General features: G+C 67.1%; 19 protein-coding genes. 9 read left to right on the top strand and 10 right to left on the bottom strand.

Annotated elements, in window-relative coordinates:
• The first annotated feature begins 137 nt into the window (after nt 1-137).
• From ACQR1X_RS27390 to ACQR1X_RS27400, 3 genes are all read left to right on the top strand, one after another.
• A complete protein-coding gene (locus ACQR1X_RS27390; RefSeq protein WP_434900002.1) occupies nt 138-1,589 on the top strand; it encodes a sensor histidine kinase in 1,452 nt (483 codons plus the stop codon).
• 215 nt (nt 1,590-1,804) lie between these two features.
• Entirely contained in the window at nt 1,805-2,404 is a 600-nt protein-coding gene (locus ACQR1X_RS27395) for a hypothetical protein (RefSeq protein WP_434900003.1), read from the top strand.
• Nucleotides 2,405-2,503: 99 nt separating this feature from the next.
• On the top strand, nt 2,504-2,815 hold the full coding sequence (locus ACQR1X_RS27400) for a hypothetical protein (protein ID WP_434900004.1): 312 nt from the start codon (nt 2,504-2,506) through the stop codon (nt 2,813-2,815).
• An 89-nt stretch (nt 2,816-2,904) separates the two neighbouring features.
• Here ACQR1X_RS27400 and ACQR1X_RS27405 read toward each other — a convergent pair whose 3' ends face one another.
• On the bottom strand, nt 2,905-3,468 hold the full coding sequence (locus ACQR1X_RS27405) for an HXXEE domain-containing protein (RefSeq protein WP_434900005.1): 564 nt from the start codon (nt 3,466-3,468) through the stop codon (nt 2,905-2,907).
• A gap of 127 nt (nt 3,469-3,595) precedes the next feature.
• On the bottom strand, nt 3,596-3,886 hold the full coding sequence (locus tag ACQR1X_RS27410; protein WP_315803776.1) for a hypothetical protein: 291 nt from the start codon (nt 3,884-3,886) through the stop codon (nt 3,596-3,598).
• A gap of 199 nt (nt 3,887-4,085) precedes the next feature.
• Between ACQR1X_RS27410 and ACQR1X_RS27415 the strand changes: the two genes are divergently transcribed.
• Nucleotides 4,086-4,673, top strand: coding sequence for a TetR/AcrR family transcriptional regulator (locus tag ACQR1X_RS27415; RefSeq protein ID WP_434900006.1), 588 nt, complete (start codon nt 4,086-4,088; stop codon nt 4,671-4,673).
• A 6-nt stretch (nt 4,674-4,679) separates the two neighbouring features.
• Here the strand turns inward: ACQR1X_RS27415 and ACQR1X_RS27420 are convergent, their stop codons facing one another.
• Nucleotides 4,680-4,916, bottom strand: a complete 237-nt coding sequence (locus ACQR1X_RS27420) for a hypothetical protein (protein WP_315803778.1) — start codon at nt 4,914-4,916, stop codon at nt 4,680-4,682.
• A gap of 122 nt (nt 4,917-5,038) precedes the next feature.
• On the opposite strand from ACQR1X_RS27420, the gene ACQR1X_RS27425 reads away from it, so the two are divergent.
• Nucleotides 5,039-5,764: a Crp/Fnr family transcriptional regulator gene (locus ACQR1X_RS27425; RefSeq protein ID WP_434848117.1), complete on the top strand. Its 726-nt coding sequence runs from the start codon at nt 5,039-5,041 to the stop codon at nt 5,762-5,764.
• Between the two features lie 64 nt (nt 5,765-5,828).
• On the opposite strand, the gene ACQR1X_RS27430 is transcribed toward ACQR1X_RS27425, so the two are convergent.
• The 3 genes from ACQR1X_RS27430 to ACQR1X_RS27440 form a co-directional block, all read right to left on the bottom strand.
• Nucleotides 5,829-6,188, bottom strand: coding sequence for a hypothetical protein (locus ACQR1X_RS27430; protein WP_315803780.1), 360 nt, complete (start codon nt 6,186-6,188; stop codon nt 5,829-5,831).
• A gap of 170 nt (nt 6,189-6,358) precedes the next feature.
• On the bottom strand, nt 6,359-6,994 hold the full coding sequence (locus ACQR1X_RS27435) for a CAP domain-containing protein (RefSeq protein WP_434900007.1): 636 nt from the start codon (nt 6,992-6,994) through the stop codon (nt 6,359-6,361).
• A 1-nt stretch (nt 6,995) separates the two neighbouring features.
• Nucleotides 6,996-7,316, bottom strand: a complete 321-nt coding sequence (locus ACQR1X_RS27440) for a hypothetical protein (RefSeq protein WP_434900008.1) — start codon at nt 7,314-7,316, stop codon at nt 6,996-6,998.
• Nucleotides 7,317-7,521: 205 nt separating this feature from the next.
• Here ACQR1X_RS27440 and ACQR1X_RS27445 point away from each other — a divergent pair, with 205 nt between their 5' ends.
• Nucleotides 7,522-8,769 carry a multidrug effflux MFS transporter gene (locus tag ACQR1X_RS27445; protein WP_434900009.1) on the top strand — a complete coding sequence of 416 codons (1,248 nt, stop codon included), beginning with the start codon at nt 7,522-7,524 and terminating at the stop codon, nt 8,767-8,769.
• Between the two features lie 273 nt (nt 8,770-9,042).
• Nucleotides 9,043-9,225 (top strand): hypothetical protein, encoded by a 183-nt coding sequence (locus ACQR1X_RS27450; RefSeq protein WP_434900010.1) that lies wholly within the window; start codon nt 9,043-9,045, stop codon nt 9,223-9,225.
• A gap of 137 nt (nt 9,226-9,362) precedes the next feature.
• Here the strand turns inward: ACQR1X_RS27450 and ACQR1X_RS27455 are convergent, their stop codons facing one another.
• Nucleotides 9,363-11,159 carry a ShlB/FhaC/HecB family hemolysin secretion/activation protein gene (locus tag ACQR1X_RS27455; RefSeq protein WP_434900011.1) on the bottom strand — a complete coding sequence of 599 codons (1,797 nt, stop codon included), beginning with the start codon at nt 11,157-11,159 and terminating at the stop codon, nt 9,363-9,365.
• A gap of 127 nt (nt 11,160-11,286) precedes the next feature.
• Between ACQR1X_RS27455 and ACQR1X_RS27460 the strand changes: the two genes are divergently transcribed.
• Together ACQR1X_RS27460 and ACQR1X_RS27465 are read left to right on the top strand one after the other, a co-directional pair.
• Nucleotides 11,287-12,537, top strand: a complete 1,251-nt coding sequence (locus ACQR1X_RS27460) for a FecR family protein (protein WP_434874869.1) — start codon at nt 11,287-11,289, stop codon at nt 12,535-12,537.
• Nucleotides 12,538-12,689: 152 nt separating this feature from the next.
• Nucleotides 12,690-15,440 (top strand): EAL domain-containing protein, encoded by a 2,751-nt coding sequence (locus ACQR1X_RS27465; protein ID WP_316179847.1) that lies wholly within the window; start codon nt 12,690-12,692, stop codon nt 15,438-15,440.
• A 283-nt stretch (nt 15,441-15,723) separates the two neighbouring features.
• On the opposite strand, the gene ACQR1X_RS27470 is transcribed toward ACQR1X_RS27465, so the two are convergent.
• From ACQR1X_RS27470 to ACQR1X_RS27480, 3 genes are read right to left on the bottom strand one after another with little or no spacing between them, the layout of a single operon-like run.
• Nucleotides 15,724-16,644: a polyphosphate kinase 2 family protein gene (locus ACQR1X_RS27470; RefSeq protein ID WP_315805594.1), complete on the bottom strand. Its 921-nt coding sequence runs from the start codon at nt 16,642-16,644 to the stop codon at nt 15,724-15,726.
• Nucleotides 16,641-17,357 carry an NUDIX hydrolase gene (locus ACQR1X_RS27475; protein ID WP_434900012.1) on the bottom strand — a complete coding sequence of 239 codons (717 nt, stop codon included), beginning with the start codon at nt 17,355-17,357 and terminating at the stop codon, nt 16,641-16,643. Before ACQR1X_RS27475 ends, ACQR1X_RS27470 begins: the two co-directional genes overlap by 4 nt.
• A gap of 3 nt (nt 17,358-17,360) precedes the next feature.
• On the bottom strand, nt 17,361-18,374 hold the full coding sequence (locus tag ACQR1X_RS27480; protein ID WP_434874778.1) for an ABC transporter substrate-binding protein: 1,014 nt from the start codon (nt 18,372-18,374) through the stop codon (nt 17,361-17,363).
• Nucleotides 18,375-18,466 lie beyond the last annotated feature (92 nt).

Genomic DNA, 18,466 nt, shown 5'->3' on the forward strand with positions numbered 1-18,466 from the left:
TCTAATAACCTTCCGCGTGCCGCAGGCCACGGCTGCGATCTCCCGTCGTTTTCGCGAGCAGCCCATCTCGTGTATGTCTGCCCTCCCGCCGCGGCTCGTCCTGCGGTGGGGGATCGTTTTTCGATTGCGGTGGCATAATGTTGGGATTGCTGGAGCGGCTGGGGCTGCGTTTCGAGGATGCCGTCGAGGAGCGGCGCTTCGTTGATCAATTTGTTCATGGCAATACCGCCTGGACGCAGATCGCGATGCTGCTCGGTGCGCTCACCTTTGCCGGCTACACCTTGTGGGACTTCGTGCTCTATCCCGAGATCGTGCCAACGACGCTCGCGATCCGCGGCGGCACCGCCGTGCTGGTGCTGCTGCCGCTGACGGCGCTGCTGTCGACGCCGGCGCGCCGATGGGCGGAGCCGATCCATCTGGTCTATTGCGTGATCCCCGGCTGCGTGCTGCCGACGATCTACTGGGTGCTGCCGTCGGGCTTCACCTACTCCGCGGCCGGCATGATCATCGTCATCCTGTTCGTGTCCACCATGCTGCCGCTGCGTACCGGCTCCTACGCGATCTTCTGCGCGACGAGCTGGAGCGCGCTGGCGGTCGCCGAGAGTCTCGCGACGGAGCCGCTGCCGCCGGGCCTGCGCTTCATCGATCATTCGCTGGTCGGCAATGCCTGCCTGCTCTCGCTCTATGCGGTCGGGGCGCGGGAGTACCAGGCGCGCAAGCAGTTCCGCACTGCCGAGGCACTGCAGCGGGAGAAGGAGCGCTCCGAGACCTCGCTGCGCGATCTGCATGCCACGCAGGCCCATCTCGTGCAGGCAGAGAAGCTGGCCTCGCTTGGCCAGCTCGTCGCCGGCGTCGGCCATGAGGTCAGCACGCCGCTTGGGCTGGCGCTGACCACGTCGACGGCGATGGAAGGCGACGTCCAGGCGATCACGCGCATGCTTGGCGGCGGCCCGGTGCGGCGCTCGGATCTGGCGCGGGGCGTCGCGCGGCTGCAGCAGGGTCTGCACCTGACGACGCAGAGCCTGCATCGTGCCTCCGAGATGGTCCACAGCTTCAAGCAGGTCGCCGTCGACCAGGCCAACGAGGCGCTGCAGACCGTCGAGTTGCAAAGCTGGATGACCGATCACGTCGCCAAGCTCCGCCCGCTGCTGGTGCGCCAGGGACTGACGGTCGTGCTGTCCTGCCCGGAGGGCATCGTGCTCACCAGCTATCCCGGCGCACTCGGGCAGGTCATCAGCATCCTCGCCTTCAATGCGGCGACGCATGCCTATCCTGGCGACAGCAGCGGCGTCTTCACCGTGGAGGTCGCACAGCCCAGCGATGAGTCGGTGCGCATCGTCTGCGCCGATCAGGGCGTCGGCATGCGCGACCAGGTGCGCGGCCGGGTGTTCGACCCGTTCTTCACCACGCGCCGCGAGAAGGGCAATGCCGGCCTCGGCCTGCACATCGCCTTCAACCTCGTGGCATCCACGCTCGGCGGCCGCATCGAGCTCGACAGCCGGCCGCAGCAGGGCACGCGCATCACGCTGGACATTCCGCTGATCGGGCCGGGCAAGCCGGCCGAGCTGGAGCTCGCAGCAGCGCAATAGGCGAGGCGGACGCGCGCATCGCGGCGATCAGGCAAGGAACCGTCGCACCGCTCTGCCGCCGTCACGAACGAGCGATCGTACGAGCGGATGAGAACCGCCCTGTGCCCGGCACGTTGGTCCAGCTCCTGCACCAGGGAGCCGCGGATGACGAAGCCGCCCCCTTTCCCGGAGCCAAGGACGGGAACGATCGTTTCTGCACAGGGAGAAGCCAAGCGATGAGCAACAAGCATCCGAAGCTGCCGCGCCCGACCAATGTCGACCTCGTGCGCAACCCGCTGATCGGCGGCTCCAAGGGCGTCACCATGGCGCAGGCGAGCCTCGACGATCTCGAGCAGCTGGAAGGCGCCAACACCATCGAAGGCGACGTGGAGAACGACACCAATGCGCAAGGCGGCATCGACAAGGCCGAGGTGATGAATCGCCGCCGCGGCCCGCCGCAAAACGATCGCGACCAGCCGCCGCGGCACCGGGAGCTCCAGGGCCGCAAGACGCATGAGCAGCAGCTGCGCCTATTCGAGCGCAAGCCGGACAATCCTGATTCCGATCAGCTCGCCCGCGAGATCGAGCGTGATCAGGAGCGTTCCCGCGGCCCCGATGTCAAGCCGAGCAACGCCGACGGTGCGCCGGCGCCGCGCATCAAGGCCAAGGGCGACGGTTCGGGCGCGATGACCGATCTGCAGGAGGACCTGGTTGGCGAGAACATGGTGCTGTCGAACCGCGACAAGGCCGAGAGCTCGCGCGAGCGCGGCCAGGACGGGCGCTGGGTCGAGACCGAGCAGTTCCAGGACCACAACGACAACAGAGGCCGCGGCTGAGCGCTGCGGCCAGGCGACACGGCCTCGCGAGCATTCCGACAGGAACGGCGGCATCAACGGCCCGTTGGCGTCACTCGCAAGCCAAGAAAGGTATACGTCATGAAGACCACGACCACGCTCGCACTCGCCGCCGCGTTCGCGCTGACCAGCTCACTGGCCCTCGCACAGAGCAGCAGCGGCGCCGGCGCCAACACCGGCACCGGCGGCTCGGGCACCGCCACCAGCCCCGGCATGGGCCATTCGACCGACACGGGCACCACCGGTAGCAACATGGGCCGCGGCACCGTCGGCACCGGCAGCAATGCGACGGGCGGCCGCACCGGCGGAGGCATGGGCATGAGCGATGGCACCGACTCCGGCACCACGGGCACCATGAGCCCGCATTCCGGCACGATCACTCCGAAGCGCTGAGAATCCGGCGCTTGGTCCCGAAATGTCGACCGACGGCGCTTCATCCCCGAGCGGGTGGAGCGCCGTCGGCTATGCACCGATTGACGCCGTCAGGCCACCGCGCGGGCGTGCGATGCGCGCCGGATCGCATTCGCCGCGATGACGATATGCAGCAGCAGCGACAGGCCGAAGCCGAGGGCATGCTGCGCCGCCGTGGCCGGGATCGTCAGCACGGTGACGAGGCCGAGCGGAATGAACAGGACGATGCCGGTGACGAGGCCAGGATTGTAGCCGCGAAAACGCAGCGCCGGGCCGATATGGCCGAGCGCGTTGACGAGCATCAGATAGGGCGCGACCAGCGCCCAGGCCGGGCCGGCGATCCAGGCGACGTAGAGCGCAATCAGGTCGATGCCCCAGACCGCGCCGCAATTGACCCAAAGCACGTCGCCGGTGGTCAGCGCCTCGCGGCCGCCGAACATCACGGTGTTGACGAAGCTGCGGAAGCGGTCGCCGGTGTGCTCCTCGACCTGGTGGATCATGTAGCCCGGCGAATGCAGGAAGATCAGCAGCAGCGCGAGCGGCCAGTCCGCCGCCAGCAGCGGCACCAACGCCAGCAGCGCCGCGGCCATGAACACGGCGCCGGCAACCCAGTGACGGGTGAGAAGCTCCAGCATCACCTAGTGATGCGCGAGTCGGCTGAACTTGCCAAGCCGGGTTGCCCCGGAGCGACGCCGCCTGCTCCGGGAGGCTGCGGCCTGATGTCCCATCGCAGCCTCCAAACCTTGCGGGGCGCGGCGCGACCTACTTCAGCAGCACCAGGCATTCGCCGGCCGGCGTGGCGTTGGCGCGGGCAGTGTCGCGATCGAACCTTCCGGCCATCACCAGCGGCCTGACACGCTCGACGATGACGTCCTTGACGACGCTGTCCGGGCCGATGGCCGGCGCAGACGCGTCGTAGATCTGCTTCGCCACCGGCGACAGCTTGGCGGCACAGCTGTCGGCGGCGGCGCGGTTGCCGGCCAGCGCGGCCTGCGACAGAAGACATTGGGAGACGGCGATGAATGTGACAAACGGGAATGCGACGCGCAGCATGGCAATCAGTCCTTCGTTCAAATGAGGTTCAGCCCGGCGCAAGCAGGCCCGGTCCGGAGCACATCCACTCATTGTCCGGCCGCCTGCATGCGGGCTCTGATCTAACCCGAGCCGGCAGCAACGCCTACTCGATTTCGCCCGTCCGCCAGCCGAGGTCCAGACCGTGCAGCAAGCTCCTGAAATACTTCGAAAAACCCCGGTGCAGAAGCGCACGCGGCAGACCCTCGACGTGATCTTCGAGGCAACCGCTCAACTTCTGCAGAGCGGCGGCGGCAAGGGCCTGAGCACGAACGCCATCGCCGAGCGCGCGGGCTTCTCGATCGGCACGCTCTACAGCTATTTCAGGGACAAGACCTCACTGTTACGTGCGCTGGTGCTGCGCGAGTTCGCTCGCCAGGAGGCGGAGTTCGGGGAGGCGCTGGAGGCGCATCGCGGGCTTGCACGCGAGGCGATCGTGCGCGCAGCGGTGCGCCAGGGCTTCGCCCCGTTCGCCGGCCGTCACCGTGTGCGGCGCTATCTGCTCGGCCTGCTGGGCAATGACGCGGAGCTGCAGAAGGCGCTGCACGAGATGGTGGACCGCATGACCGAACGGCTGATCCAGACGGTGGGATTGCGGAGCGAGGCGATGCCGGCCGCGCGGCGCTTCATCCTGGTCCGCGCTGCGCTGGGCCCGATCCGGGCTGCCCTCATGCGCGAGCATCGCCTCGTCGGCACGCGCGAGCTCGAGGACGAACTGGTGCGGCTGATGCTGTTCCTGCTGGAGCCGGATCCCGCCAGATCGTCATGAGAGCCGTCACGAGGGGCGGTCGGGCTTCGCGGCCGCCAGCCGCTCCGCGAGCTTCCTCAAGGCCTCCTCCGAGGCCGGCCGGCTCTGGAACTCGCGGATCGCGCGCGACAGCTCCTGATCCGACATCGGATGCGCCGGCTGCTTGATGCGGCCGTCGGCGAGGGCAGCTGCGATGGTTTCGATATGCGGCCCCGTGCCACCGAACAATTGGCGGAGCCGGGAGAGGAACGCGATGTGGGGCACGGCTGTTCTCCCGATGCGGCGACCGGCAACTTCGACCGCATCTGCTGAAGGCGACCTTAGTCGGTCACGCCGGCTCCGTCGTCTCATTTGATACAAAACAGCGCCCGGACGGTACGATTTTCATGGATGCGGACCGGATCGTCACCGAGAAGCTCAGGGAGCATTCGAAGCTGTCCGGCGAGGACATCGCCGAGATCCGGCATTTCAGCTTCGCTTTGCGCGAGCTTGCCGATCAGGAGGACCTCATCCGCCAGGGCGACGAGCCGGACCGTTCCGTCGTCGTGATCTCCGGATGGGTGGCGCGCTATCACCTGCTGTCCGGCGGCCAGCGGCAGTATCTCTCCTTTCACATGCCGGGTGACTGGCCCGACGCCCAGGCGATCTTCCTCGACCGCATGGATCACGCCGTCTGCGCGATCGGGCCGGCGGTGGTGGCGAGCATTGCGCACAAGGAGCTGACCCGCGCGATCAGCCGGCGGCCGACGCTCGGCTTTGCGATCTGGCGCGAGACGCTGATCGATGCGTCGATCTTCCGCGAGGCCATCACCAACAACAGCGCGCGGAGCAAGCCGGCGCGCATGGCGCACATGTTCTGCGAACTGTTCTATCGCGCCCGCGCGCTCGGACACGTCCGGGACGATCAGTTGCAGCTGCCGGTGAGCCTGGTGCAGCTCGGCGAGGCGCTGGGCATGGCGATCGCGACGGTCAACCGCACGCTGCTCGAGCTGCGCGCCAGCCGCGCGGTCGATTTCCGCAGCGGCATGCTGACGGTGCACGACTGGACGCGGCTATGCGCGATCGGCGAGTTCGATCCCGGCTATCTGCACCTGAAGAAGCAGCCGCGCTGAGGCACAGGTCTCAGCGCGGCGAAGTACGTGGGCTCGTCGAGCCCACCTCTCGCGCCGCCTCAGGTCAGGCGGCGACCTTGGTGATCAGCTTGACCGCGTAGGCGTAGGGCCCGTTCGGGCTCTTCTCGGCGATCCAGGCGCAATGCCAGTCGGAGCCGTAGCGCAAGCCCGTATCCCATCCCGAGCCGCCGCCGTGCTCGTTGTCCCACGACCAGGCCTTGCGGTCCTTCTGAGGATCGGAAGGGAAGCTGCTGCCGCTGTAGACGGAGATCTGCCCCTGCTGCGCGCGGAACGGCGCGTTCGTGCTCCACTTGAGCCACAGATTGCCCTGCTCCTCGTAGGACGTGAGCGACCATTGGTAGGTCGCCGAGACGGTCTGCGGATTGGTGCTGGTGGTGGCCGAGGTCTGCTCAATGACTGCCATGATGGTCTCCGTTCAAAATGAGATGAAAAATCTTCACGATACTGGCTGCCCAAAAAGACAACCATTGCTTGCATATCCGACGAAACTCGCCTCGGCAACAAGCCTCCCTCGCACAACGGCGTGATCGCGCGGCGGGCGTCGCGTTCAGCCATGGCCGCAGGTCACTGCGCTCAGATGCAGAGACCGATCACCTTGATGCTGAGGTGGCAGTCCTTGCCGGAGGATGCCGGCGGCTTGGCGCCCCAGCGCGTCACCGGCCTGGCGTCGCCCTTCCCGGATCGTGTCGCCGTCTGCGCGACCACGGCCTTGCCCTTGCTCTTCGGAGCGCCCTTCGGCTTCTCGGTGTCGTAGTCGCCCGCGATCACCATCGCCCAATAGGTGCGCTTGCCGCTGGCATTCCTTGCGCTGGCGATGCCGACCTTGGTCGCCTTCGGCAGCAGCAGGTTCTTGCGGTGGCCCGCCGAGTTGATCCACTGCCCCAGCGTCTTGTCGAAATTGTCATAGCCGTAGGCGATGTTCTCGGCGGCGCGGCCGGCCTTCGACGGCGCGACACGCCGGGTGAAGGGAGCGAGCACCTCGTGGCTGAGGTCGTCCTTGTCGGCCATCGCGCGCGCCTGCTCCATCGCGATGCGGTCGAGCGTCGCGTCGCGCGTCACGCGGCCTTCGCCATGGGCGAGTCGGAACGCCGAGATCTGATCGGCCGGCGCGGCGTCGCCGGCCCGCACCGCGGACGCTGCGGTCGTGGCGAACAGCGCCGCGATCAGGAGAGTGCGGAAGCCGCGCAGCATGAGATGAAGCATCGGCATGCTAGTCCACCCTCTCGAGCGCATAGACGTCGATCGTCGGCTCCTCATAGGGATGCGCACTGCGGATCGCCTGGATCACGGACCTCAGCCTGTCCCCGGCGCACACGGCCTCGATGCGCTCCTCCTCGACCGTCTCGAGCCGGCCGACCGCGCCGATCGCCGGGTTGGCGCCGGCGAGCGAGCGAAACCGGCCGGTGCCCTTCGAGGTAAACGAACAATGATCATAGTTGCCGATGCGGCCGGCGCCCGCCTCGCCCATCGCGTGGCGCACGGCGTCACCCGCCGCTTCCGGGACATGGACGACGATCTTGTAGGTCTTCATGCGGGCCTGGATCCGGACGTCGATCACACGGCCGTTACCATCGCGGCGCCGCCGGCGCAATTTTCAGCGACTCACGGGCAGTCACAATCACGCCAACGCCGGCGCCGGTGAGCAGCCATTCCGAAACACACCTTGTGCGACGCAGCAAACCCGATATCTATCGGTACTCTCTCCCGCATTCCCAACACCTTGGAAGGCCCGCGCCTTGGCTGATACCAGTGCCGACACCATCGAGATCGTCCGCCACCGGCCGATGGGCTTCACCGAATTCGTCATCGTGGTCGCGGCGATCATGGCGCTCAATCCGCTGGCGATGGACATGATGCTGCCGGCGCTGCCGAACATCGGCGCCTCGTTCCATATCGACGTCGCCAACCGGCTGCAGACGGTGCTGTCGGCGTTCGTCATCGGCTTCGGTCTCGGCCAGTTCGTGATCGGCCCGCTGTCCGACAGCTTCGGCCGGCGCCCGGTGCTGATCGGCGGCATGGTGCTGTACGCCGTCGCCAGCCTGCTCGCGATCGCCGCCCCGACCTTCGAGACGCTGCTGCTGGCGCGCGCGCTGGAAGGCCTCGGCACCGCGGCGACGCGCGTGATCGCGACCTCGATCGTGCGCGACTGCTATGCCGGCCGCCGCATGGCGAGCGTGGTCTCGCTGGCGATGATGGTGTTCATCGCCATTCCCGTGATCGCACCGTCGTTCGGCCAGGCCGTGATGCTGCTGACGCAGTGGCGCGGCATCTTCGTGGTGCTGACCTTGTACGGCATCGTCACCTTGCTGTGGACCGCGATGCGGCTGCCCGAGACGCTGCCCGAGAGCGAGCGCAAGCCGTTCTCGGTCAAGGAGATCATCGCGGCCTTCCGCAACACCCTCACCAACCGCCAGACACTGGGCTATGCGCTCGCCGCGAGCGGCATCTTCGGCGCCGTGCTCGGCTATGTGCTGTCCTCGCAGCAATTGTTCACCGGCGTCTATCATCTCGGCCACTACTTCCCGCTCGCCTTCGCGGCGATTGCGGTGACCATTGCGGTGGCCGGCTTCCTCAACGCCCGCCTCGTGGGCCGGCTCGGCATGCGCATGATCTCGCATGGCGCGCTGGTCGGCAGCGTCGTCATCGCGCTGGCCTGTTTCAGCGCGGCGGTTCTCGGCATGCTGCCGCTGTGGCTGTTCATGCTGCTGTCGGCGGGCATGATGTTCACGTTCGGCCTGATGTTCGCGAACTTCACCGCGCTGGCGATGGAGCCGCAGCGGGCCAATGCCGGCACGGCGTCCTCGCTCTACGGCTCGATCACGACCCTGCTCGGCATGGCCGCGGGCGCCGTCGTCGGCCAGGCCTTCGACGGCAGCGCGCTGCCGTTCGCGGCGGGCTTCCTGGCCTGCACGTCGAGCGCGCTCGTCATCGTCCTGATCACCGAGAAGGGCCGGCTGTTCCACGGCCATGGCAAGCCGGTCTAGATCTGAGGCACTTGGCTGATCCGAGCGGTCAGCCACGCTCTCATTTCGCCTCGCTCCATCGGGAGAGGTCGGTGCGTAGCTCCGGTTGATGGGCCGCGTCCTTCGGCACGGAGATTTTGATCGGTCGCACGGGCAGACTGCGTTGCATTTGCTACACACAACTTCTTCTGCCAAGGTTGGTAACTTGGCATGCCGATACTGTGCGTGAAGACCTCCGGGACATCACCAGAATGCTGATGGGACATTCGGTGTCCGCGAGTGAAGGCTCAATCAATGGACACCGTCTACGTGATCCTGCTGATCACGACCCTCGTTCTGGGGTTCGTCGCAACCGTCCTATGGCGGCCAGACTTTGAGTGGTTTGGGCGCGATGTTGAGGCCGCTTACATCTTCAAGCTGGTCAGCGTCGGGCTGATCGTGTTCTTCCTGATCGCGATCACCTTCGGCCTCATCTGAGACCTCACAAACCCCAACGGCGCGGTACCCCGGAGGCGGCTAGTCACGATGAACGCATCATCGATTGCGTCTGATGCAGTCCGTCCTCGCCCAATGGGAGAAGCAGACATCCGCCGCCGCACCGATCCCGCCAGTTCTCAGATGCAGGGGCCCTGCCCGCGCTGCGGGCACAGCTTGAGCACGCTCGACAGCGTCAGAAGCAGGCGCGCGCTGCGCGTCGTGTTGTCGGGGGCACGGTAGCTGAGCGGCGCGGCGACGCCGAGGTCGGCGCGCCAGTCGTTCGGGAAGGTGAAGCGGATCCCGGCTCCCGCCGAGGTCAGCGCCACGCCGTCCGACGGCCGGAAGCCGTCGTTCCAGGCGAGCCCGGCATCGAAGAAGCCGTAGAGCTGGTAGCTCGTGAGATATTGCCAGTTCGGCTTCTGCTCGAAGCGGACCTCGAACGTGCCGGCGACGCCGTTGTCGCCGCTGATCTCGGCGCTGCCATAGCCGCGGCCATAGGCGAGGCCGCCGAGATAGAACTGCTGCGAATTGTACAGCGGACCCGAAGCGAGCTGGCCGGCGGCCGCGAGCTTCAGCGACCACGCCTCGGACAATGTCTGATAGCGCGCGAACCAGCCGCTGAAGACCGAGAAGCTCGGCGAGGCGCCCGCGCGCGACGCAAGGGGATCGTCGAGCGGCGTCGCCCCGAACGCGTTCAGGCCCTGCCGGTACGCCGCCGTCAGGTAGCTGTCGCCGCCGAGATCATCCTTCCAGCGGTAGTCGGCGGTGAAGGTCAGCGTCCGGATGCGATCGCGATACCAGATGCCGAACAGGTCGCGCTCGGTCACGTCGCTGAAGGCGGCCGCGAGATTGAGCTTCAGCGAGGCGCGCTGCGACTGGATCGGCACGAGGCCGCCGCGCAGCTCGAGCGTCTCAGTCACCGTGTTGTCGTTGAACAGCCGTCTCCGGTCGCCCGGCCGCACCTCGCTGTACAGCGCCGAGGCGCCGACATAGGCACCGTCGGTGCCGACCGGCACCTCATAGGACAGCCGGCCGAACGCGAGCTGGCGCGGATCTCCCGGCGTCGTCGACAGGTTGGCGGTGAGCGTGTCGCCCGGCAGCAGATAGGAGTTGAAGGCGGCCGTGGCGTAGCTCTGCCACGGGCCGACGGTCGACGAGCCGAGATTGTCGATCCCGGCGAAGCCGTAGACGTGCCAGGTCTGCAGCTCGATCACCAGGCGGAACCGGCCGGTGGTGCCGCCGATCTCCTCCAGCGCGGAATCGACCAGACGGACGCCGCCGCGGCCGTTGATCAGCAGCAACTGCCGCTCCAGCGTCTCCAGCCTGGACGGCTGCTCGGCCAGCACGGGGGCGAGCATCGGCCTGATGCCGAACTCTTCCGCGCCGGCGCCCTTCAAGGTCACCTCGGTGATGCTGCCTTCGATGATCTGGATCCGCACCCGGCCATCGCGGATGTCCTGCGGCGGTATGATCGCACGGCTGAGATGATATCCGGCGGCGCGGTACTGATCGCTGATGGCGGTCGCGATCGCCGCGAGGTCGGCCTGCGACACCGGCTTGCCGAGATAGGGCTGATAGCTGGCGGCGAGCTGCTCGGCAGGCAGCGCGGACGACCCCGTCAGCGTGACGCCGCGCATGGTGAACAAGGGCTTGCGATCGCCGCCGCCCTGAGGCGCGAATTGCGGCGCACGCGGCCGCGGCGGCGGCTGCGTCAACCGCGACTGCTGCTCGTCGAAATAGCGCTCGGTCTGCCGCGGGTCGAAGCCCGGCTGGCTGACCTGCTGCGCGTGAACCGTTGCTGCAAACAGCAACGCGGACAGGGAAATGCCGGCGGCGATCGCGGCTCGATGCAGCCGTCGCGAGCCGTGCGGTCCGGCCGCGACGTCGCGCCAACCCGCAGTCCTCCCAGTTCCGTCGACACAACCAGCGCGCATGCCTCGTTTCTAGTTTGTTAAGGTCAACGAAGCGTAAATGCGTGAGGGAAACGCGGCTGCAACTCCTAAGGGTCTCTTGAAACATTTCGATTAGTTTCAAAAGCTGCCAACGACGCGAGTTCGTGCCATGTCATCCAAGCGCTTCCTGATCCCGGGACTGATCGCCGCGTGCCTTTTCGGGGCAACGCCGGCCGCATTCGCGGCCGACGGTGAGCCGTGGCTGGTGAGCAAGTCGTCCGGTGAGGTCTGGGTCACCACCCAGGGCGCAGCGCAGGTGTCGCTCGGCCGCGAGGATCCGCTCAAGCCCGGCGATACGATCCGCACCGGGCCGACCGGCCGCGTCCGCCTGACCCGCGGCGCCGAGACGATCGTGATCGCGCCGAACTCCGAGGTCGGCCTGCCCACCGCGGCCAGGGACGGCATGGCGACCACCATCCTGCAGCGCGCCGGCTCGATCCTGCTCGACGTCGAGAAGCGCAACGTCCAGCATTTCGAGGTCGAGACGCCCTATCTCGCCGCCGTCGTCAAGGGCACGCAGTTCAGCGTCACGATCTCCGGCCGCAGCACCAAGGTCGAGGTCAGCCGCGGCCAGGTGCAGGTGTCGGACTTCAAGACCGGCCAGATCGCCCAGGTGATGCCGGGTCAGGCCGCCACCGCCTTTGCGACCGGCCGCTCCGGCCTCAGCCTGTCCGGCGCCGGCAGCTTCAGCCCGATCGAGCAGGGCCGCCCGCGCGCCTCCACGATCGATCGTGTTCCGGTGCCGCGCGACGGCCTGCAGGCGCCGCGCGAGGCCAAGGGCAGCGTGATCCACGCGCTGAACGCCAACGGCCCGGCCGCGCGCCCGAGCACCACGGTCGCCGCGCAGCAGCATTCTGCGACCGGATTCGGCGGCGCGAAGCCCGGCGTGGTGCGGATCTCGTCATCGATCGGCGAGGTCAATTTGAACATCCAGAAGGCGACGCGCGGCCTCGCCCATGGCGCCCATACGCCGGCCGCAGGTGCAGGACGAAGCACCGCCTGGAATGATGCGCGCGGCAACAGCGGCAATTCGACGAGCAACTCGGCGACCGCGAACGGCTCGTCGGGAGATTCCTCAATCGCGGCCGCCGTCACCGCGGCGATCGGTTCGCCGAGCGGATCCGCCAGCGCCAATGCGGCCGGCAATGGCGACGCCGGCAATGGCAACGGCAACGGTGGCAGCCGCGGCAGCAACAATGGCGGAAGTGGCAACGGCAACAACGGCCAGGGCAACAACGGCAACGGCGGCAACGGCAACAGCGGCAACGGCAACAGCGGCAACAGCGGAAACAGCGGTCACGGCAATAGCGGCAACCATGGCAACGGCAATGCCTACGCTTACGGTCACAACAAGAACTGAGGATCCGCCATCGAGCGTCACGCCGACGTCATGCGTGCTCATGGGGGGAGCGCAGGCCAGCAGGGATCCTGATGGCTCTGTGCGCGGAGCGGGATGAGATTGGGATCGACGTGGCACGCAGTCATTCGAGAGACGGGACGTTCAGGCGGTTCATGCCGCATATTCTGGTCGTCGTTGCGCTGCTGACGGTCGGCCTGTCGGGCGGCCACGAGCTGTTGAGCAACGCCCTCGTCGATCTGCGCTTTCGCCTCGACAACCGCCCCGCCAGCGGCGAGATCGCGGTGGTCGCGATCGACCCGCGCTCGATCGAAGCCATCGGCGTCTGGCCGTGGCCACGGACCCAGCATGCGCGCCTGCTCGAGCAGTTGCAGCGCGCCGGCGTCCGCGACGTCGCCTTCGACGTGGATTTCAGCACACCGTCCGACGCGGCCGGCGATCAGGCGTTCCTGACCGCGCTGCAGAATGCCAAGAGCTCGGTCGTGTTGCCGGCCTTCAGGCAGCTCGATGCGGCCGGGAAGGACACCGCCGTTCACCTCAACCGGCCGCTGCCGCAATTCGAGCAGCTCGCATGGTCGGCCTTCGTGAATATCGAGGTGGCGCGCGATGGCCGCGTCAGAAGCTATGCTTTCGGCGAATATTGCGAGACCGGCGGGGGCAAAACCTTCCTGCAATCCATGGGCGCGTTCCTCGCCGGCAGCGATGCGGTCAAGGACAGCTCCTTCCTGGTCGACTACGGCATCGATCTGTCGTCGCTGCCGCGGGTGTCGTATGTCGACGTCCTCCGTGGCGACGCGGCGGCGCTGGCCCGGATCAAGGACAAGCGGGTGATCGTCGGCGCCACCGCGATCGAGCTCGGCGACTATTACAGCGTGCCGAACGGCCGCGTCCTGCCCGGCGTCATGCTGCAGGCGCTGGCGGCCGAATCGATCATTCAGCACCGCACCCTGCTCTCGACGTCGACGGCGGCCACCCTGGGCGGCCTGCTGCTGATCGTCATCATCATGCTGGCGAGCTGGCGGCACCTCTCGGCGGCGCGGCGCGCGCTGCTGATCGCCATGATCAGCGTCCTGATCGAGGCCGTGGCGCTGCTGCTGCACGACCGCTACGCCCTGGTGCTCGACACCTCGATGCTGCAGATCGCGCTGGTCGCCTATCTCGCGGCCACGGCCCTCGACGAGATCGACTTCCGCGGCCTGCTGCGGCACGTCGCCGAGAGCCGTTTCGAGCGGATCGCGATGTCGATCGGCGACGGGCTGGTCTGTACCGACCGCGACCGGCGCATCACGGTGTGGAATCCGGGCGCGGTCGCGATCTTCGGCTACGGTGCCGGCGAGATCATCGGCCAGCCCTTCGCGCGTCTGCGCGCCGACGGCAGCGACACCCATGACCTGTTTCCGCAGCAGGAGGCGGCGCTGCCGGCGACGTTGATGCCCGGCGGATCCACCATCGAGTTCGACGGCCGGCGCAAGGACGGCGAGGTGTTTCCGGTCGAGGCGAGCTTCTCCGCCTGGCAGGGTGCCGACGGCCTGCAATATGGCGTGATCCTGCGCGACATCTCGGCGCGCAAGCGCGAGGCCGAGCGCATCCGCTACCTCGCCGAGCACGACACGCTGACCGTGCTGATCAACCGCAACACGCTGCAGAGCGAGCTCGCCGCCATGATCGCGACCGCGGATGCCGCGTCCGACCGCGTGGCGCTGCTGGTGATCGGGCTCGATGCCTTCCAGCGCATCAACGACATGCTCGGCCACGCCTTTGGCGACAGCGTCTTGCGCGCGGCGGCCGAGCGGCTCCGCACCGAGATCGGCAGCATGGGCCGCGTCGCCCGGCTCAGCGGCGACGAGTTCGCCGTCGCCATTCCCTGCTCCGCCATCGGCGGCACCGTGGCCGAGCTCGCCGATCATCTGTCGCATTTGTTCGAGGCGCCGCTGGACGCGGGCACGCGCCAGCAGCGCGTCAAGGTCACCCTCGGCGTCGCGGTGCATCCCGAGGGCGGGCACTCGGCAGACGAGCTGCTCAGCAATGCCCACCTTGCCCTCTGTCGCGCCAAGACGGACCGGCGGGGCAGCCATGTGCTGTTCGAGAGCGCCATCCGCCACGAGCTCGAGCAGAGATTGACGCTGGAGGCGGAGCTTGCGCTCGCCGTCGAGCGGAACGAATTCGAGCTGTTCTACCAGCCGCAGGTGGAGCTGTTGGACGGCCGCGTGATCGGCGCCGAGGCGCTGATCCGTTGGCGTCACCCGACCCGCGGCCTCGTGCCTCCCGGTGATTTCATTCCGGTCGTCAACACCTCGCATCTTTCCGAGGCGGTTGCGACCTGGGTCATGGCCACCGCCTGCCGGCAGGCGCGGGACTGGCAGCTCGCCGGCCACGACATTCGCGTCGGCGTCAACCTCTCGCCGTCCCAGTTCCAGTCCGGCGACCTCGCGGCCTTCGTCAGCAAGCTGCTCACCTCGACCGGCCTGTCGCCGCGCCTGCTCGAGCTCGAAGTCACCGAGGACATCCTGCTGCACGACGAACCCGGCGTGCTGCAGACGTTCAACCGGCTGCAGGCACTCGGCGTCAGCCTGGTGTTCGACGATTTCGGCACCGGCTATGCAAGCCTGAGCTATCTGAAGAAATTCCCGCTCGACGGTCTGAAGATCGACCGTTCCTTCGTGCGCGACGTGCTGACCCAGGCCGACGACGCGGCCATCGTCGGCTCGACGGTCAGCCTGAGCAAGCAGCTCGGCCTGTCGGTGATCGCCGAGGGCATCGAGAACGCGGCGACGGCCGAGTTCCTGCTGCGGCTCGGCTGCGAGCAGGGACAAGGCTATCACTTCGGCAAGCCGATGCCGGCAGCGGATTTCACGCAGCGGTTCCTGCAGGTGCACGAGGACACACGCCAAGCCGGCGCGGCGTGAGGTGAGATGGCGGGATTGATGCGAGCGGATGGGCCATGCGTGTTCACGCTCGCATCTCTCGCGTGTCGAGCACTAATCCACCGTTATGTCCGGGCGCCCAGTTCAAGGTTGGGCCCATGCGAGCGCCTGACTCACTGATCCGTCATGGCCGGGCTTGACCCGGCCATCCAGCTCCTTGAACGGCTTTCCGTTGAAGGGATGGATGCCCGGGTCAAGCCCGGGCATGACGAGCTGACTAGCGGGTGCCACGGACGAACGAGAGAGTGCGATGAGCGCTTCGCGCTCAGCCCTTCTTGCCGCCCTTGCCTTCGCTCTCGAGCGCCTTGCGCACCGCCTTGAACTCCTCGCGCGAGCCGGCGTCGACGCGCGGAAAATGCAGGTCCAGGCCATCCAGCGCGGCGACGATGGTCGAGCCGATGACGACACGGGCGAACCATTTGTGGTCGGCCGGAACGACATGCCACGGCGCATAGGGCGTCGAGGTGTGGCGCACGATGTCCTGATAGACCGCCTGGTAGCGATTCCACCTCGCGCGCTCGGTGACGTCGCCCATCGAGAACTTCCAGTTCTTCGCCGGCTCCTCCAGCCGGTCGAGAAAACGCTCGCGCTGCTCCTCCTTGGAGATGTTGAGGAAGAACTTCAGGATCACGGTGCCGTTGCGCGTGAGGTAGCGCTCGAACGCGGAGATGTCCTCGAAGCGCTCGTGCCAGATGTTCTTGGTGACGAGCCTCGGCGGCAGCTTCTCGGCTTTCAGGATCTCCGGATGCACGCGCGTGACCAGGCACTCCTCGTAGTAGGAGCGGTTGAAGATGCCGATGCGGCCGCGCTCGGGCAGCGCGATGGCGCTGCGCCACATGAAGTCGTGGTCGAGCTCCTTGGAGGTCGGCTGCTTGAACGAGGTGACCTCGCAGCCCTGCGGATTGACGCCCTCGAAGATGCTCTTGATCGCGCTGTCCTTGCCGGAGGCGTCCATGCCCTGCAGCAGCACCAGCACCGACCAGCGGTCCTGCGCGTAGAGCTTCTCCTGGAAGTCGGCGAGCCGCTGGCGGTTCTGCTCGATGATCGCCTCGCCCTCTTCCTTGGCGAGGCCGCCCTTGACCTTGGTCTTGTGCGACTTGAGATGAAACTTGTGCCCGCCATCGATCCGGAACGGCGAGATGAAACCATCGAGCTCATCGGCCAGCGTGCGCGGTTTCTTGCTCATGAGGACGGCTCTCCGGGGCTGAATTGCGTTTCGAGGAAGGCGGTCACGAAGCGCGGCATCGCCGCAGTCAGATCATTCCTGCTTCGAACCAGCCGTATCAAGCAGAGTTCCGGCTCGTCCTGGGCCGCGAGGTTGGCCTCGATGCGGCGCTGCAGAGCCTCGCCCATGTCAGAGGCGTCGAGCACGCGCATCAGCGCGATCGACGCGCCGGTCACGACACAGTCCCAATGCGCCGCAGCCTGATAGTCCGATGGCGCGAGTCCCGTCTCCTCCTCGACCTCGCGCGCGACGTTGGCGGCGAGATCGAGCACGCCGTCGCTGACGTCGTCGAGATCCGGCGTGCCGGCGGGAAAGTACAGCCGGCCGGCATTGGCGGTATGCGCGCCCATCTCGCCGAGCACGAAGGCGCCGTCCGCGGACCGAAGCGCGCCCATGCCGAAGCCGTTGAAGGCGGTGCGATCCGGAAAGCCCCAGTCGCGCCACGCCAGCAGGCTCGCGAAATCGGTCTCGAAATAGCTCGCCGAAAAACGTCCATCCGCGATGCGCGGATTGCGCCCGAGCAGCACACGGCCGTTCCACAGGCCGGGCCTCGCGCGCTGGCATTCGGCGAAATGCGCCGCGATGTCGTCGCGGCGCTGGTTCGCGAACGGCCAGTCCCACGGCTCGACCTTGAGGTCGAGCGTGGTGACGCGCTGGATGACGACGTCCGTCATCCGCTATTTCGCCCCCTTCGCCTGCTCGACGAACTTGTTGGTGAAGGTCTTGCTGACGTCGACATTGGCCTTGGCGACGTCGGGCGAGCCGGTCGAGAACACGGCGAGCACGGCGTCGGCGCCCTTCGGATCCATCTTGCCGGTCTGGGAGTACATCGGGATGGTGTTCTTGAGCGCCGCGAGATACAGCGCCTTGTCCTTGCCGACCAGCTCCTCCGGCATCTTCGCCATGATCTCCTCCGGCGTATGCGAATGGATCCAGCCCAGCGTCGCCACGATGGCGTTGGTCAGCGCCTGCGCCTCCTTGTCATGGCCGGCGATCCAGGCCGCCGTCGAGTACAGCGCGCCGCCGGGATATTCGCCGCCGAACACCTCCAGCGTGTCGTGCTGGGTGCGGGTATCGCTGAGGATCTTGAGGTCAGGATGCTTGCCCTGCAGCACGGTGACCGAGGGATCGAGCATCACGGCCGCGTCGATCTGGCCCTGCTCCATCGCCGCCACCGCGGTCGCGCCGAGGCCGACGCCGATCACGGCGGTACCCGACGGATCGAGGCCGTTCTTCTTCAGCATGTACTTCAGGAAGAAGTCGGTCGAGGAGCCCGGCGCGCTGACGCCGACCTTCTTGCCGGCGAGATCCTTGATCGAGCTGATCTCCTTGTTGTGCGACGGCGCGACCACCAGCACCAGGCCGGGATAGCGGTCGTAGACGACGAAGGACTGCATCTCCTGCTTCTTGGCCGCGAGATTGACGCAGTGATCGAAATAGCCGGAGACGACGTCGGCGCTGCCGCCGAGCACCGCCTTCAGCGCATCCGAGCCGCCCTTGAGATCGACCAGCTCGACGTCGAGCCCGGCCTTCTCGTATTCGCCGAGCTGCTTGGCCAGCACGGTCGGCAGATAGCACAGGCAGGCACCGCCGCCGATTGCGATGGTGACCTTGGTGGCCGCGCTGGCGAGACCGGTGCTAAGCGTCAGCGCCAGCAGCGCGCCGGTGACCCGGCTCAACATCTTGTTCATGTGTTTCCTCCGTTCTGTCGTTGGTCAGATTAGGCGTGTTGATGTGGCTTTAGAAGGCTGCGCCACCCACCGCCGTCGTCCCGGCGAACGCC

Source organism: Bradyrhizobium sp. HKCCYLRH3073, assembly GCF_051167995.1.
Classification (GTDB): Bacteria; Pseudomonadota; Alphaproteobacteria; order Rhizobiales; family Xanthobacteraceae; genus Bradyrhizobium.

Bases quoted from the DNA above. Each gene is read 5' to 3' on its own strand.
- ACQR1X_RS27390 (WP_434900002.1), top strand. From the start codon at position 138: ATGTTGGGATTGCTGGAGCGGCTGGGGCTGCGTTTCGAGGATGCCGTC.
- ACQR1X_RS27395 (WP_434900003.1), top strand. From the start codon at position 1,805: ATGAGCAACAAGCATCCGAAGCTGCCGCGCCCGACCAATGTCGACCTC.
- ACQR1X_RS27400 (WP_434900004.1), top strand. From the start codon at position 2,504: ATGAAGACCACGACCACGCTCGCACTCGCCGCCGCGTTCGCGCTGACC.
- ACQR1X_RS27405 (WP_434900005.1), bottom strand. From the start codon at position 3,468: ATGCTGGAGCTTCTCACCCGTCACTGGGTTGCCGGCGCCGTGTTCATG.
- ACQR1X_RS27410 (WP_315803776.1), bottom strand. From the start codon at position 3,886: ATGCTGCGCGTCGCATTCCCGTTTGTCACATTCATCGCCGTCTCCCAA.
- ACQR1X_RS27425 (WP_434848117.1), top strand. From the start codon at position 5,039: ATGGATGCGGACCGGATCGTCACCGAGAAGCTCAGGGAGCATTCGAAG.
- ACQR1X_RS27430 (WP_315803780.1), bottom strand. From the start codon at position 6,188: ATGGCAGTCATTGAGCAGACCTCGGCCACCACCAGCACCAATCCGCAG.
- ACQR1X_RS27435 (WP_434900007.1), bottom strand. From the start codon at position 6,994: ATGCCGATGCTTCATCTCATGCTGCGCGGCTTCCGCACTCTCCTGATC.
- ACQR1X_RS27440 (WP_434900008.1), bottom strand. From the start codon at position 7,316: ATGAAGACCTACAAGATCGTCGTCCATGTCCCGGAAGCGGCGGGTGAC.
- ACQR1X_RS27450 (WP_434900010.1), top strand. From the start codon at position 9,043: ATGGACACCGTCTACGTGATCCTGCTGATCACGACCCTCGTTCTGGGG.
- ACQR1X_RS27455 (WP_434900011.1), bottom strand. From the start codon at position 11,159: ATGCGCGCTGGTTGTGTCGACGGAACTGGGAGGACTGCGGGTTGGCGC.
- ACQR1X_RS27460 (WP_434874869.1), top strand. From the start codon at position 11,287: ATGTCATCCAAGCGCTTCCTGATCCCGGGACTGATCGCCGCGTGCCTT.
- ACQR1X_RS27465 (WP_316179847.1), top strand. From the start codon at position 12,690: ATGCCGCATATTCTGGTCGTCGTTGCGCTGCTGACGGTCGGCCTGTCG.
- ACQR1X_RS27470 (WP_315805594.1), bottom strand. From the start codon at position 16,644: ATGAGCAAGAAACCGCGCACGCTGGCCGATGAGCTCGATGGTTTCATC.
- ACQR1X_RS27475 (WP_434900012.1), bottom strand. From the start codon at position 17,357: ATGACGGACGTCGTCATCCAGCGCGTCACCACGCTCGACCTCAAGGTC.
- ACQR1X_RS27480 (WP_434874778.1), bottom strand. From the start codon at position 18,374: ATGAACAAGATGTTGAGCCGGGTCACCGGCGCGCTGCTGGCGCTGACG.